The following is a 13,154-nucleotide window of genomic DNA, read 5'->3' as shown; positions in this document are numbered from 1 at the left end:
GCCGACACGGGGCATAACAAACTAATTCGTCGACTATGACACACTGTTGAGTTCTCAAAGATCAGACGCTCGCGGCCCTCGACCTCTCGGTCTCGGTGCCGCGGCAACCTGGTGAACCTTACAGATCCGTGCTCATCCGATCAACTCGGCGATCTCTGACCGCGTCATCGATGATCCTCTGGTGCTGGACCCGGCCGCGGAGGGTGGGGAGTCCGGAGTTCAGGGCTTCTGCCCCGCTCCGTTCTCCGCGTTCCCGCGGCGAGAAGGAACATTACCCATGCCCCCTGGAGCGCACAAATCGGGGTGCGCCTCCGGGGCGTCTGCACGCATTTCCGCAGGTCAGCGCGGTGCGCGTCGCAACGGTGCCGCGGGACGGTACGTCGAGACGCTCGGTTCACCAGGCAACCAGAAGCGCCAGGGCCGGTCCGGCGCACCCCGCAGACCGACCCGCGGGCCGATCTCGTACGACGCCGCCGGCGCACCGAGCGTGAGTCGCACCTCCCCAGTCGCCAGGTGGGCGCCGTTGTCGGCGAGGGTGATGGCGAGGGCCGAGCACAGCCGAGCGGGACCGCGGGCCAGGTCACGGTCGGACGACTTCGGGCGGCGAGCACGAGCCAGGTCGAGGCCGTCCGTCACCTCCCCGGCGCGGAGGAGGACCGCGCTGGCTGTGCCCTCGGTGCCGGTGACGACGTTGCAGCAGGTGTGCATGCCGTACGTGAAGTAGCAGTAGAGCCGCCCGGGGGGCCTGAACATGACCTCGGTGCGGGGCGTGCGGCCGCGGTAGGCGTGCGAGCCGGGGTCGTCGGAGCCGGCGTAGGCCTCGACCTCGGTCAACCGGACGGTGACGCCGGCGTGGTGCAGGTGCGCCCCGAGCAGTCGCGGCGCGACCTCGAGGACGGGTCCGGACAGCGCCTCGGCGAGTGCGTCGGATCCCACGGTGAGACCAGCCGGCTCAGCCGAGCGCGGCGCGCGCCTTCGCGGCGACCGCGACCAGCTCGTCGAGCTGCTCGGCGACGCGGACGGGGGCCGTGCCGCCCCGACCCGAGCGGGACGCGACCGACCCCTCGACAGTGAGCACGTCGCGCACCTCCGGGGTCAGGTGGGGCGAGATCTCGCGCAGCTGCTCGTCGGTGAGCTCGTCGAGCTCGCAGCCGAGCTCTTCGCACCGCCGCACGCACGCCCCGGCCACCTCGTGGGCGATGCGGAACGGGACCCCCTCGCGCACCAACCACTCCGCGACGTCGGTCGCGAGCGAGAAGCCCTGGGGGGCGAGCTCGGCCATCCGGTCGGTGTCGAAGACCAGCGTCGCGACCATCCCGGTGAACGCCGGCAGGAGCACCTCGAGGGTGTCGACGGAGTCGAAGACCGGCTCCTTGTCCTCCTGCAGGTCACGGTTGTAGGCGAGCGGCAGCGCCTTGAGCGTGGTCAGCAGTCCGGCGAGGTTGCCGACCAGCCGCCCGGCCTTGCCGCGGGCCAGCTCGGCGATGTCGGGGTTCTTCTTCTGCGGCATGATGCTCGACCCCGTCGACCAGGAGTCGTGGAGCCGCACGAAGCCGAACTCGCGGGTCGACCACAGGATGACCTCCTCGGCGAGGCGGCTCACGTCGATCCCGATCTGCGCGCAGACGTAGGCGAACTCGGCAGCCGCGTCCCGCGCGGCCGTGCCGTCGATGCTGTTGGGCGAGGTGCCGGCGAAGCCGAGCTCGCGGGCGACGAGCTCGGGGTCGAGACCCAGGCTGTTGCCGGCCAGCGCTCCCCCGCCGTACGGCGACTCGGCGCTGGTGCGCCGCCGCCAGTCGGCCAGGCGGTCGACGTCGCGCAGCAGCGGCCAGGCGTGCGCGAGCAGGTGGTGGGAGAGCAGCACGGGCTGGGCGTGCTGCAGGTGGGTGCGGCCGGGCATGACCGCCCCGAGGTGGGCGCGGGCCTGCTCGGCGAGCGCCTCCACCAGGTCGAGGACCAGGCGGCTGACGACGTCGGAGTGGTCGAGCAGGAAGCTGCGCAGCAGGGTCGCGATCTGGTCGTTGCGCGAGCGGCCGGCACGCAGCCGGCCGCCGAGCTCGGGACCGACCTCCTCGAGCAGGAGCCGCTCGAGCGCGCCGTGGACGTCCTCGTCGCTGGGATCGGGGTGCAGCTCACCGGCCTCGTAGCGGCGGGCCAACGCGTCGAGCCCCGCGTGGACGGCCGCCTCGTCGTCGGCGCTCAGCAGACCGGCGGCACCCAGCGCCTTGGCGTGCGCGTGGGAGCCGGCGAGGTCGTAGAGGGTGAGGCGCCAGTCGAAGTGGGTCGAGCGGGAGAGCGCGTCGAGCTCGGGCGAGGGACCGGAGTCGAAGCGGCCACCCCAGAGCTTGCCCTCGTTGGTGGTGCTCACTGTCGTCTGGTCCCTCTCACGTGTGCGTCACGGCGGCGATCGCCCGCCGCATCATCTCAGTCGTCTGCGGCGAGGGTCCGACCACCTCGCCCGACCGCTGCGCCGTCTCCAGCTCGTCGAGCAGCCACCACCGCGACCCGAGCACGTTGCCGACCTCCTCGGGCACGAGGCCGTCGAAGCTGACGCTCACCTCACGCGACATCGCGACCGCGAAGCAGGTGTTGTCGCTGAGGAAGTCGCGCCCGGCGAAGGAGTAGGCGTGCTCGAACGACCCGAGTGGGCCGACGAGCTGCGCCGCGGTCACGACGATGCCGGTCTCCTCGCGCAGCTCGCGCACCGCGGCCTCGAGCAGCGTCTCCCCGGGGTCGACGCCGCCGCCGATCGAGCTCCAGTACGGCGCGTCCGGGTGGGCCGGGTCGCGCTCCTGGAGCAGCAGGACCGCGCCGTCGGGACTCACCGGCACCACGCGGGCCGCCGTACGGCGGGTGGGCGGCATCAGAGGGCGGCCATCAGTCGGTGCCGAACTCCATCGCAGCGCTGTCGAGCGCCTCGTCCTCGCTGCCGTCGACGGTGGGGTTGGCGGCGATCCGGTCGGCACCGCCGGCCTCGATCGCCCCGAAGAGCGTGCCGTGCTCGACGAGCACCTGGCCCTGGTCGAGCGGCTGGGCGGCGTAGAGCTCGAGCATCGAGCGCGAGTCGGCGATGTCGAGGTTGCGCATCGTGAGCTGGCCGATCCGGTCGGTCGGACCGAAGGCGGCGTTCTCGGTGCGCTCCATCGACAGCTTATCGGGGTGGTAGGAGAAGTGCGGGCCCTCGGTGCGCAGAATCGACCAGTCCTCGCCGCGGCGCAGCCGCAGCGTGACCTCGCCGGTGACGACCGAGGCGACCCAGCGCTGCAGGGGCTCGCGGATCATCAGCGACTGCGGGTCGAGCCAGCGACCCTCGTAGAGCAGCCGGCCCAGCCGACGGCCCTCCGCGTGGTAGGTCGCGATGGTGTCCTCGTTGTGGACGGCGTTGAGGAGCCGCTCGTAGGCGATGAACAGCAGCGCCATGCCGGGGGCCTCGTAGATGCCGCGCGACTTGGCCTCGATGATCCGGTTCTCGATCTGGTCGGACATGCCGAGGCCGTGGCGCCCGCCGATCGCGTTGGCCTCCTGCACCAGCGCGACCGCATCGGCGAACTCGCGACCGTTGATCCCGACCGGCCGACCGGCCTGGAAGCGGATGGTGACGTCCTCGGTCTCGATGTGGACGCTCGGGTCCCAGAACTTCACGCCCATGATCGGCTCGACCGACTCCAGCGAGACGTCGAGGTGCTCGAGCGTCTTGGCCTCGTGGGTCGCGCCCCAGATGTTGGCGTCGGTGGAGTAGGCCTTCTCCGCGCTGTCGCGGTAGGGCAGGCCGTGCTCGGTGAGCCACTGGCTCATCTCGGCGCGACCGCCGAGCTGGGTCACGAACTCCGGGTCGAGCCACGGCTTGTAGATGCGCAGCTCGGGGTTGACCAGCAGGCCGTAGCGGTAGAAGCGCTCGATGTCGTTGCCCTTGAACGTCGAGCCGTCGCCCCAGATGTCGACGCCGTCCTCGTGCATCGCGCGCACCAGCATCGTGCCGGTCACCGCCCGCCCGAGGGGGGTGGTGTTGAAGTAGGCACGCCCGCCGGAGCGGATGTGGAAGGCCCCGCAGGCCAGCGCCGCGAGCCCCTCCTCGACGAGCTGGGTGCGGCAGTCGACCGCGCGGGCGATCTCGGCGCCGTACTCGGTGGCCCGGGCCGGGACGCCGGAGATGTCCGGCTCGTCGTACTGCCCGATGTCGGCGGTGTAGGTGCAGGGCACCGCGCCCTGGGCCTTCATCCAGGCCACCGCGACGGAGGTGTCGAGGCCTCCGGAGAAGGCGATGCCGACGCGCTCGCCCTTCGGCAGGGAGGTCAGGACCTTGCTCATGTCGTTCTCGTCTCTGCGTTCGTGTGTGGAGTCTGGGGTCAGTCGTGAGGCTGGCTGGTCGCCAGGTCGAGGAAGCGGCGGGCCAGGTCGTCGCCGCCCTGCGGGTCGCGTCCGATCACCAGGACGGTGTCGTCGCCGGCGATGGTGCCGAGGACCTCGTGGAGCTCGGCCTTGTCGAAGCCGGAGGCGAGGTACTGCGCGGCGCCGGGAGGGGTGCGGAGCACGACCAGGTTGGCGCTCGCCTCGGCCGAGACGAGCAGCTCCCCCAGCAGGCGGGTGAGCCGGGCCTGGCCCGACGCGGTCTCCCCCGGCGCCGCCGGTCGTCGGTCGCCGCCCTCGGCCGGGACGGCGTAGACGAGCGAGCCGGAGGCCGCGCGCACCTTGACCGCGTCGAGCTCGAGCAGGTCGCGCGACAGCGTCGCCTGGGTGACGTGGACGCCCTGCTCGGCGAGCATCGCCGCCAGCTCGGGCTGGGAGCGGACCTCGCGCTGGGTGACCAGGTCGACGATCTGCTGGTGGCGGCTCGACTTGGTCGAGGGGCGCAGCGTGGACTCGGTCACCGCCCCGCCTGCCCCTCCGCGTGGCGCATCAGGAAGGTCAGCACGGCCTTCTGGGCGTGGCGACGGTTCTCGGCCTCGTCCCAGACGACGCTCTGCGGGCCGTCGATCACCTCGGCGCTGATCTCCTTGCCCCGGTACGCCGGCAGGCAGTGCAGCACCACGGCGCCGGGGGCCGCGTGACCGAGCAGCGCGGCGTCGAGCTGGTAGCCGGCGAAGACCGCGGCCCGCGCGGCCTCCTCGTCCTCCTTGCCCATCGACACCCACGTGTCGGTGACGACCACGTCGGCGCCCGTGACGCCCTCGACCGGGTCGGATAGCCCGGTGACCGAGCCCCCGGTGGTTTCGGCGATCGCCGCGGCGCGGGCGAAGACTGCGTCGTCGGGCAGGTAGCCGTCGGGGCCGACCATCCGCACGTGCATGCCGGCGGTGGCGCCGGCCAGCAGCCAGGAGTTGCCCATGTTGTTGGCGGCGTCGCCGACGAAGGCGACGGTGAGCCCGGCCAGCTCCCCCCGGTGCTCGCGCACCGTGAGCAGGTCGGCGATGAGCTGGCAGGGGTGGAACTCGTCGGTCAGCGCGTTGACCACCGGGACCCCGGCGTGCTCGGCCATGCACTCGAGGTCGGCCTGCGCGAAGGTGCGCCACACGACGGTCGAGACCTGGCGGCCCAGCACCCGCGCGACGTCCTCGACGGACTCGCGCACGCCGATGCCGGCGAGGCGGCCCTCGACGAGCATCGGGTTGCCCCCGAGCTCGGCGATGCCGGCGCCGAAGGAGACCTGGGTGCGCAGCGTCGGCTTGTCGAAGATCATCGCGACCGACTGCGGGCCGTCGTAGGGACGGGCCGAGAACGGCGCGGCCTTGAGCTCGGCTGCGAGGTCGAGCACCTCGGCCTGCTCGGCCGGGGTGAGGTCGTCGTCGGCCAGGAAGTGGCGCAGCGTCGTGGTGCTGACCGTGGGGCTGAGGAGGCTGGTCACGAGAACGCTCCGTCCAGGATCGTGGGCCAGGCGGCGAGGAAGGCGGCCGCGTCGTCGTCGGTGAGCACCAGCGGCGGGGCGAGCCGGATGCGGTCGGCGGTCGGGTTGTTGACGATGAACCCGGCGGCCATCGCCGAGGCGAACACCTCGGCGGCGCTGTCCTCGCTGAGCGTGAGGCCGATGAGCAGCCCCTCTCCGCGGACTTCCGTCACCCGCGGATCGGCGGCCAGGCCGTCGCGCAGCTTCTGGCCGAGCACCGTGACGTGCTCCAGCACCTCGTCGGCCTCGAGCGTCGCCACGACGGCCAGCGCGGCCGCGCAGGCGACCGGGTTGCCGCCGAACGTCGTGCCGTGGTTGCCCGGCTGCAGCAGCTCGCCGGCGTGGCCGAGCGCCAGGCAGGCACCGATGGGGAACCCGCCGCCCAGGCCCTTGGCGACGGTGACGACGTCCGGCGTCACGTCGTGGGCGTGGTGCGCGAACCACCGACCGGTGCGGCCCATCCCGCTCTGGATCTCGTCGAGCCAGAGCAGCGCGCCGTGGGTGTCGGCGATGCGGCGCGCTGCCGCGAGGTAGCCCTCGGGGGCGACGTTGACGCCGGCCTCGCCCTGGATCGGCTCGAGCAGGATCGCCGCCGTCCGGTCGGTCACCGCGTCGGCGAGGGCCTGCTCGTCGCCGAACGGCACGAAGGTGACGTCGCCGGGCAGCGGCTCGAACGGCTCGCGGTAGGCGGCCTTGGAGGTGAGCGCCAGAGCGCCCATGGTGCGCCCGTGGAAGCCCTGCTGCGCCGCCACGACGTGCGTGCGTCCGGTGCGTCGGGTCAGCTTGAACGCCGCCTCGTTGGCCTCTGTGCCGGAGTTGGTGAAGAAGACCTTGCCGGGTCCGCCGTCGAGCAGCGCGAGGAGCTTCTCGGCCAGGGCCAGCTGCGGCTCGGTGGCGAAGAAGTTGCTGACGTGACCCAGGGTCTGGAGCTGCTCGGTGACCGCGGAGACGACGGCCGGGTGGGCGTGGCCGAGGGCGTTGACGGCGATCCCGCCGAGCAGGTCGACGTACTCCTTGCCGTCGACGTCCCACACGTGCGCGCCCGCGCCCTTGACGAGGGTGAGCTTGGGCGGGCCGAAGGTGTTCATCATCGAGTGCTGGTAGCGCTCGGTCCAGGTGCTCGTCATGCGCTCGCGTCCCTCGCCTTCCGGGTCTTGGTCTCGACGCCGGGCAGCACCTGCGTGCCGACGCCCTCCTGGGTGAACAGCTCGACGAGGACGGCGTGCGGCTCGCGCCCGTCGACGACGGTGGCGCGCGGGACACCGGCCTGCACCGCCTGCAGGCAGGCGCTCATCTTGGGGATCATCCCGCTGTCGAGCGTGGGCAGCACCTCGGCGAGCGCCTCGGGGCTGATCTCGCCGACGACGTCCTGGGCGGCCGGCCAGTCGAGGAAGAGCCCCTCGACGTCGGTCAGCACGAGGAGCTTCTCGGCACCGAGTGCCGCGGCGAGCGAGGCGGCCGCGGAGTCGGCGTTGACGTTGTGGACGGTGCCGTGGGTGTCGGGGGCGACGCTCGACACGACAGGGATGCGCCCGGCCTCGATGAGGTCGAGCACGGCCTCGGGCCGCACGTCCACGACCTCGCCGACCAGGCCCAGGTCGACCTCCTCGCCGTCGACGACGGTGTTGGTGCGGGCCGCCGTGAAGAGCCCGGCGTCCTCACCCGAGAGGCCGACGGCGAGCGGGCCGTGCTCGTTGATGAGCCCGACGAGCTCGCGCTGCACCTGACCGACCAGCACCATCCGGACGACGTCCATCGCCTCGGGGGTGGTCACGCGGAGGCCGCCGCGGAACTCCGAGTCGATGCCGAGCTTGTCGAGCATCCGCGAGATCTGGGGTCCGCCGCCGTGCACGACGACCGGCTTGAAGCCGGCGAAGCGCAGGAACGCGACGTCCTCGGCGAAGGCACGCTTGAGGGTGTCGTCGGTCATCGCGTTGCCGCCGTACTTGATGACGACGACCTTGCCGTTGTAGGCCTTGAGCCACGGCAGAGCCGCGGCGAGCACGTCGGCCTTGATCCGCTGAGTGCTCACGACGAGTACGCGCTGTTCTCGTGGACGTAGGCGTGGGTGAGATCGTTGGTCCACACCGTCGCCCGCTCCGTGCCGGCCTTGAGGTCGACGGTCACGGTCACCTCGCGACCGGAGAGGTCCACCTCGCCCGGGTCGGCGTGGGGCGTGGAGCCCTTGCACACCCAGACGCCGTTCATCGCGACGTCGAGGTCGGCGGGGTCGAACGCCGCCTGCGTGGTGCCCACCGAGGCGAGCACACGGCCCCAGTTGGGGTCCTTGCCGAAGACGGCGGCCTTGAACAGGTTGCTGCGCGCGATGCTGCGCCCGACCTCGACGGCGTCCTCCTCGCTCGCGGCGTTGAGGGTGGTGATGGCGATGTCGTGGTCGGAGCCCTCGGCGTCGCGCAGCAGCTGCATGGCCAGGTCGGTGCACAGCTGGGTGAGCGCGTCGGTGAAGTCGGGGAGCGACGGCGTGATGCCGCTGGCGCCGCTGGCCATGACGGTCACGGTGTCGTTGGTCGACATGCAGCCGTCGGAGTCGAGCCGGTCGAAGCTGACCCGGGTCGCGGCGCGCAGGGCCTGGTCGAGGTCGGCGGCGCTCACCACGGCGTCGGTGGTGATGACGACGAGCATCGTGGCGAGCTGCGGGGCGAGCATGCCGGCGCCCTTGGCCATCGCGCCGATGCTCCAGCCCGATCCCTCGACGACGGCCTGCTTGGGCACCGAGTCGGTGGTCATGATCGCCTCGGCGGCCTGCTGACCGCCGTCCGCGCTGAGGCCCACGTGGGCCGCGTCGACGCCGTCGAGCAGGGCCTGGCGGTCGTTGGCGAGGCCGATCAGCCCGGTCGAGCAGACGACGACGTCGATGGCGCCGATGCCGAGGTGACCCGCGACCTGCTCGGCGACCGCGTGCGTGGTCTGGAAGCCCTCGGGACCGGTGTAGCAGTTGGCACCGCCGGAGTTGAGCACGACCGCGCGGACGGTGCCGTCGGCGACGACCTGCTGGCTCCACAGGACGGGGTTGGCCTTGCAGCGGTTGGCGGTGAAGACGGTGGCGGAGTCGTACGTCGGCCCGTCGTTCACGACGAGGGCGACGTCCTTGCCGCCCGAGCTCTTGAGCCCGGCGGCGACGCCGTGGGCCCGGAAGCCCTGGGGGGTGGTGACGGTCATGGTGGTGCCCCCTCCTAGGGAGCGAGTCCGATCGTGGTGAGGCCCGTGCCTTCGTCGAGGCCGAGCGCGAGGTTCATGCACTGGACGGCAGCGCCGGCGGTGCCCTTGGACAGGTTGTCCACGGCACCGACGGCGACCATTCGTCGCGCGTCCTCGTCGACCGTCACCTGGAGGTGGACCGCGTTGCTCCCGGTCACCGACTGGGTCTGGGGCCACAGGCCCTCGGGCAGCAGGTGCACGAACGGCTCGTCGCCGTACGCCTTCTCGTAGGCCGCCCGCACGTCGTCGGCACCGACACCGTCGACCAGGGGCGCCGACGCGGTGGCGAGGATGCCCCGCGACATCGGCACGAGCACGGGGGTGAAGCTCACGCTCACGGTCTGGTCGGTGAGGGCGGAGAGGTTCTGGATGATCTCGGGGGTGTGGCGGTGCGTGCCACCGACGCCGTACGCCGAGACGTTGCCCATCACCTCCGAGCCGAGGAGGTGCGGCTTGGCGGCCTTGCCGGCACCGCTGGTGCCGGAAGCGGCCACCACGACGACGTCGGGGGCGACGAGACCCTGCTGGACCGCCGGGGCGAGCACCAGGGTGGAGACGGTCGGGTAGCAGCCGGGGACGGCGACGCGCCTGGTCCCCCGCAGCGCCTCGCGGGCGCCGGGGAGCTCGGGCAGGCCGTAGGGCCAGGTGCCGGCGTGGGTGCCGCCGTAGAACCGCTCCCACAGCGCCGGGTCGGCGAGCCGGAAGTCGGCGCCGCAGTCGACGACGAGGACGTCGTCGCCGAGCTCGGCGGCGATCGCGCCGGACTGCCCGTGCGGCAGGGCCAGGAAGACGACGTCGTGACCGGAGAGGGTCTCGAGGCTCGTCTCCTGCAGGACCCGGTCGGCCAGCGGCACCAGGTGCGGCTGGAGGGTGCCGAGCCGCTCGCCGGCGTTGGAGGCGCCGGTCAGGGCGCCGATCTCGACGTGCGGGTGGCCCAGCAGGAGGCGGAGCAGCTCTCCCCCGGCGTAACCGCTCGCACCGGCCACCGCCACTGACGTCGTCGTCATGTGCATGAACATACACGTCGGTGCATGACCATGCTAATCAGGGTTGGAGTGTCCCCGGATCGTCCTACGGTGCCCTCGTGCAGCTCGTCCACGCCCCCGTCCTGCTCGACGCCGTCTGTCGCGAGTCGGCCCGCTTCCGCGAGGTCCTCGCCGGCTGCGACCCCGCCGCCCGGGTGCCCGCGTGTCCCGACTGGGACGCCGCCGACCTGCTCTGGCACCTGGCCGAGGTGCAGTGGTTCTGGGCCCACGTGGTGCGGACCCGCCCGGCGGAGCCCGCCGCGTCGCTGGCGCACCCCGAGCGACCGGCGTCGTACGACGAGCTGCTGGCGGCGTTCGACGACCACTCGGCCGCCCTGGTCGGGGCGCTCGCCGCGGCGGACCCCGACGAGACCGCCTGGCACTGGTCGGCCGACCGGACCGTCGGGGCGTCGTACCGCCGCCAGGCGCACGAGGCGCTCGTCCACCGCCTCGACGCCGAGCAGACCTCGGGGCCGGTCACGCCGCTCGACCCGGCGCTGGCCGCGGACGGCGTCCACGAGGCGCTCACGGTGATGTACGGCGGCGCGCACCCCGACTTCGCGAGCGCCGGCGGGCTCGTGGCGGTCGAGCTCACCGACACCGGCGACACCCTGCTCGTCGAGCCGGGTCTCATCGTCGCGGGCGAGCACGCCGGACCGCACCTGGTGCTGCGGGAGGAGGCCGCGGAGGCGGCGCCGCGCGCCGTGCTGCGCGGCACCGCGGGCGACGTCGACGCGTGGCTCTGGCACCGGCTCGGCGACGAGGCCGTCGTGCGCGAGGGCGATCCCGCACTGCTCGAGACCCTCGGGGCCGCGCTGAGCCCGGCCCTGGACTGAACCGTAGGTTGAGGTCATGACGACTCCCCCGCCCTACCGCGCGGCCGACGACCGCTACGACGTCCACGCCTACCGCCGCTGCGGTCGCTCGGGCCTCAAGCTTCCGGCCGTCTCGCTGGGCCTGTGGCACAACTTCGGCGACGACAAGCCGATCGAGACGCAGCGCGCGATCCTGCGCCGGGCCTTCGACCGCGGCGTGACGCACTTCGACCTGGCCAACAACTACGGGCCGCCGTACGGCTCGGCGGAGCGCAACTTCGGCTCGATCTTCGCCGCCGACTTCCGGCCCTACCGCGACGAGCTCGTCATCTCGACCAAGGCCGGCTACGACATGTGGCCCGGGCCCTACGGCGAGTGGGGTTCGCGCAAGTACCTCCTCGCCTCGCTCGACCAGTCGCTCGAGCGGATGGGGCTCGACCACGTCGACATCTTCTACAGCCACCGCTTCGACCCCGAGACGCCGCTCGAGGAGACGATGGGGGCGCTGGCGACGGCCGTGCAGTCCGGCCGCGCGACGTACGCCGGGATCTCGTCGTACTCCCCCGAGCGGACCCGCGAGGCGGCCTCGCTCCTGCGCGAGATGGGTGTGCCGCTGCTGATCCACCAGCCGTCGTACTCCATGCTCAACCGCTGGGTCGAGGACGGCGACCCGTCGCTCCTCGACGTGCTGGGAGAGGAGGGCATCGGCTGCATCGCGTTCTCGCCGCTGGCCCAGGGGATGCTCACCGACCGCTACCTCGACGGCATCCCCGAGGACTCGCGGGCCGCGCAGGGCAAGTCGCTCGACCCCTCCCTGCTGAGCGAGGAGGCCCTGGCCCACGTGCGGCGGCTGCACGAGATCGCCGGCGACCGCGGCCAGTCGCTCGCTCAGATGGCGCTCGCCTGGGTGCTGCGCGACGAGCGCGTCACCTCGGTGCTGATCGGGGCGTCGTCGGTCGCGCAGCTCGACGACAACCTCGCCGCCCTCGACCGCCTCGACTTCTCCGACGGCGAGCTCGCGGCGATCGAGAAGGACGCCGTGGAGTCCGGGATCAACCTCTGGGCGCGCTCGAGCGACTCCTGAGCGGTCGCCGCGCCTCCGGTCGGCTCCCGGGCGGATCCCGGATGAATCCCGGGGAGTGAAACCCGGCCGAAGGCGCGGTGAAACCGCTGGGTGCCACCGTGGGGGCATGGAGCACTCAACCCCCTCAGCCGAGCTCGCGGTCTCCGCGCACGGGCTGGTGAAGACGTTCGGCGACGTGCGCGCCGTGGACGGCATCGACCTGGAGGTGCGCCGCGGACAGGTCTTCGGCGTCCTCGGCCCCAATGGCGCGGGCAAGACCACGATGCTGCAGATGCTGGCCACGCTGCTGCCGATGAGCGACGGGCGGGCCGAGATCTTCGGCGTCGACGTCCGCACCCATCCCCACGTCATCCGCCAGCTCATCGGCGTCACCGGGCAGTACGCCTCGGTCGACGAGAACCTCACGGCCCGCGAGAACCTCTGGCTCTTCGGCCGGCTGCTCGGCATCTCCTCGCGCCAGGCCCGAGCGACCGCGGAGGAGCTGCTCGGCCGGTTCGGGCTCGAGGACGCCGGCGACCGCAAGATCGCCCAGTTCTCCGGTGGGATGCGCCGGCGCCTCGACCTCGCCGCCAGCCTCATCTCGCGCCCGCCGCTGATCTTCCTCGACGAGCCGACCACCGGCCTCGACCCGCGGACCCGCGGTCAGATGTGGGACACGATCCGCGACCTCGTCGCCGGGGGCTGCACGGTGCTGCTGACCACGCAGTACCTCGACGAGGCCGACCAGCTCGCCGACCGGATCGCCGTCATCGACCGCGGCCGCAAGGTCGCCGAGGGCACCTCCGACGAGCTGAAGAGCCAGGTCGGGGCCTCGACCCTGCAGCTGCGGCTGCTCGACCCGGGCCAGAGCGAGCGCGCCCGTGACGTCGTACGCCGGGTGACGGGCGAGGAGCCGGTGCTCACCCCCGAGTCGGGCGGCATCAACGTCGCCCTGCCCGACGCCAACAGGGCCGCCGACGTGCTGATCGGGCTGCGCGAGCACGACCTGCTCATCACCTCGGCGACGGTGCAGAAGCCGACGCTCGACGAGGTGTTCATGACGCTCACCGGTCACGCGACCGACGAGCTGGAGACGGAGGCCGCACGATGAGCGCGACGACCGAGCACCGTCACCCTGGTGACCCTGGCGC

At 72.4% G+C, this 13,154-nt stretch carries 13 protein-coding genes; 3 read left to right on the top strand and 10 right to left on the bottom strand.

Translation table 11 applies throughout. From position 1 onward, the window contains the following. Positions 1-339: 339 nt before the first annotated feature. Genes GRQ65_RS14575 through argC form a run of 10 tightly spaced genes read right to left on the bottom strand, consistent with a single transcriptional unit; the run spans position 340 to position 10,113 of the window. Positions 340-936: a DNA-3-methyladenine glycosylase gene (locus GRQ65_RS14575; RefSeq protein WP_160878685.1), complete on the bottom strand. Its 597-nt coding sequence runs from the start codon at positions 934-936 to the stop codon at positions 340-342. 16 nt (positions 937-952) lie between these two features. Then, positions 953-2,368, bottom strand: coding sequence for an argininosuccinate lyase (gene argH, locus GRQ65_RS14570; RefSeq protein WP_160878684.1), 1,416 nt, complete (start codon positions 2,366-2,368; stop codon positions 953-955). Between the two features lie 16 nt (positions 2,369-2,384). After that, entirely contained in the window at positions 2,385-2,864 is a 480-nt protein-coding gene (locus GRQ65_RS14565; RefSeq protein ID WP_160878683.1) for an NUDIX hydrolase, read from the bottom strand. Between the two features lie 13 nt (positions 2,865-2,877). Further along, the gene (argG, locus tag GRQ65_RS14560) at positions 2,878-4,308 is read right to left on the bottom strand and encodes an argininosuccinate synthase (RefSeq protein WP_160878682.1); all 1,431 of its coding nucleotides are present in this window, start codon (positions 4,306-4,308) and stop codon (positions 2,878-2,880) included. Between the two features lie 38 nt (positions 4,309-4,346). Next, entirely contained in the window at positions 4,347-4,868 is a 522-nt protein-coding gene (locus tag GRQ65_RS14555; RefSeq protein WP_160878681.1) for an arginine repressor, read from the bottom strand. Next, positions 4,865-5,842 carry an ornithine carbamoyltransferase gene (gene argF / locus GRQ65_RS14550; protein WP_337191745.1) on the bottom strand — a complete coding sequence of 326 codons (978 nt, stop codon included), beginning with the start codon at positions 5,840-5,842 and terminating at the stop codon, positions 4,865-4,867. The genes GRQ65_RS14555 and argF overlap by 4 nt, the downstream gene beginning before the upstream one ends. Then, positions 5,839-7,008 (bottom strand): acetylornithine transaminase, encoded by a 1,170-nt coding sequence (locus tag GRQ65_RS14545; RefSeq protein WP_160878680.1) that lies wholly within the window; start codon positions 7,006-7,008, stop codon positions 5,839-5,841. Before GRQ65_RS14545 ends, argF begins: the two co-directional genes overlap by 4 nt. Further along, positions 7,005-7,913, bottom strand: coding sequence for an acetylglutamate kinase (gene argB / locus GRQ65_RS14540; protein WP_160878679.1), 909 nt, complete (start codon positions 7,911-7,913; stop codon positions 7,005-7,007). Before argB ends, GRQ65_RS14545 begins: the two co-directional genes overlap by 4 nt. After that, on the bottom strand, positions 7,910-9,061 hold the full coding sequence (argJ, locus tag GRQ65_RS14535) for a bifunctional glutamate N-acetyltransferase/amino-acid acetyltransferase ArgJ (protein WP_160878678.1): 1,152 nt from the start codon (positions 9,059-9,061) through the stop codon (positions 7,910-7,912). Before argJ ends, argB begins: the two co-directional genes overlap by 4 nt. Before the next feature lie 14 nt (positions 9,062-9,075). Further along, positions 9,076-10,113: an N-acetyl-gamma-glutamyl-phosphate reductase gene (gene argC, locus GRQ65_RS14530; RefSeq protein ID WP_160878677.1), complete on the bottom strand. Its 1,038-nt coding sequence runs from the start codon at positions 10,111-10,113 to the stop codon at positions 9,076-9,078. 71 nt (positions 10,114-10,184) lie between these two features. Between argC and GRQ65_RS14525 the strand changes: the two genes are divergently transcribed. The 3 genes from GRQ65_RS14525 to GRQ65_RS14515 all read left to right on the top strand — a co-directional run bounded on the left by GRQ65_RS14525 (position 10,185) and on the right by GRQ65_RS14515 (position 13,114). Continuing rightward, positions 10,185-10,961 (top strand): maleylpyruvate isomerase family mycothiol-dependent enzyme, encoded by a 777-nt coding sequence (locus GRQ65_RS14525; RefSeq protein ID WP_160878676.1) that lies wholly within the window; start codon positions 10,185-10,187, stop codon positions 10,959-10,961. A 16-nt stretch (positions 10,962-10,977) separates the two neighbouring features. Further along, on the top strand, positions 10,978-12,024 hold the full coding sequence (mgrA, locus tag GRQ65_RS14520) for an L-glyceraldehyde 3-phosphate reductase (protein WP_160878675.1): 1,047 nt from the start codon (positions 10,978-10,980) through the stop codon (positions 12,022-12,024). Between the two features lie 106 nt (positions 12,025-12,130). Further along, a complete protein-coding gene (locus tag GRQ65_RS14515; protein WP_160878674.1) occupies positions 12,131-13,114 on the top strand; it encodes an ATP-binding cassette domain-containing protein in 984 nt (327 codons plus the stop codon). Positions 13,115-13,154: the final 40 nt, after the last annotated feature.

Origin of the sequence: Nocardioides flavescens, from assembly GCF_009823805.1 — a bacterium.
Classification (GTDB): Bacteria; Actinomycetota; Actinomycetes; order Propionibacteriales; family Nocardioidaceae; genus Nocardioides; species Nocardioides flavescens.
Note: the sequence above shows the minus strand (reverse complement) of the source record. Positions and strands in the feature narration are given on the sequence as shown.